Annotated in this window: 2 protein-coding genes; one reads left to right on the top strand and one right to left on the bottom strand. The window is 69.1% G+C overall.

Features of this window, described 5'->3' with window-relative positions:
• Nucleotides 1-214 precede the first annotated feature (214 nt).
• Nucleotides 215-541 (bottom strand): hypothetical protein, encoded by a 327-nt coding sequence (locus C1I97_RS37915; RefSeq protein ID WP_111007371.1) that lies wholly within the window; start codon nt 539-541, stop codon nt 215-217.
• Between the two features lie 87 nt (nt 542-628).
• Here C1I97_RS37915 and C1I97_RS37920 point away from each other — a divergent pair.
• On the top strand, nt 629-954 hold a 326-nt coding region (locus C1I97_RS37920), incomplete at its 3' end, for a helix-turn-helix domain-containing protein (protein ID WP_258382943.1).

The raw sequence follows: 954 nt of genomic DNA on the forward strand, positions 1-954 counted from the left end.
TACGACGCTGAAACTCGCGGTGATCCCGGGCAACGAGTCGGCCATCGCGCTGTATCAGCGCAACGGCTTCATCATCGCGGAAGAGCTCGGAGACCTGTTGGCCGATGGTGTGACCAGGGAACGGGTGATGGCGAAGGCGCTTCGCTGACGAGACGGCATACGAGCTCGGGGGATCATTCCGCCTGTTTGCGTGGCCGTAGAACGCCTGGCGTCTTCAGATGTTTGGAGCGGTGAGGTAGAGGCTGCAGGCGCAGTCGAGTGCGTCTGCGGGGGTACCCGTGGCGCTGCCGCTGGGCAGCAGGGAGTCCTCGTAGCGGTCACCGCTGGCGTGGTAGAGGGCGAAGCCCCACCTGCCGACCGCGCCGGTGTAGCGCAGCCGCATCAGCTTGACCCGTTCGCCGTTGGCCAGTTCGGCCTCCACGTAGGCGAAGGCTCCCCGGTGGCGGATGTGCAGCTGCTCCAGCTGCGGCCAGGTGGCGCGGGCGCGCTCACCGAGGCGCGCTTCCAGTGAGAGCCGGGTGTGTTCCGAAGGCGTGGGCATGTCGTTCATCCTGCCCGAGGGGCCGGTTGCCGGATGCGACAGGCTTCGACCTGTCGTGATCCACTTCTGCCGATCGGTCTGCCTGCCTTGCCCGTTGCCGCCGCCCGCCCGATAGTCCTGCGCGCCGCCGAGCGCGAGCGACTGAAGAAGATGGCCTACGGCCATAAGACCGAGCACCGACTGCGGATGCGCGCGCAGGTGGTACTGCACGCCGCACGCGGACGCTCCAACGCGCGCACTGCCCGTGAGACGGGGCTGCATCTGGACACGGTCCGCTGCTGGCGCGGCCGGTTCGCCGAGCACGGTCTGGCCGGCCTGTCCGACCGCGAGCGGTCGGGGCGGCCGCCGTCCTTCACCGCATTGCAGGTGGCCCAGGTCAAGGCCCTGGCCTGCCGACTGCCCGCCGAGAGCGG

Source organism: Streptomyces sp. NTH33 (assembly GCF_003236365.1).
Taxonomy (GTDB): Bacteria; Actinomycetota; Actinomycetes; order Streptomycetales; family Streptomycetaceae; genus Streptomyces.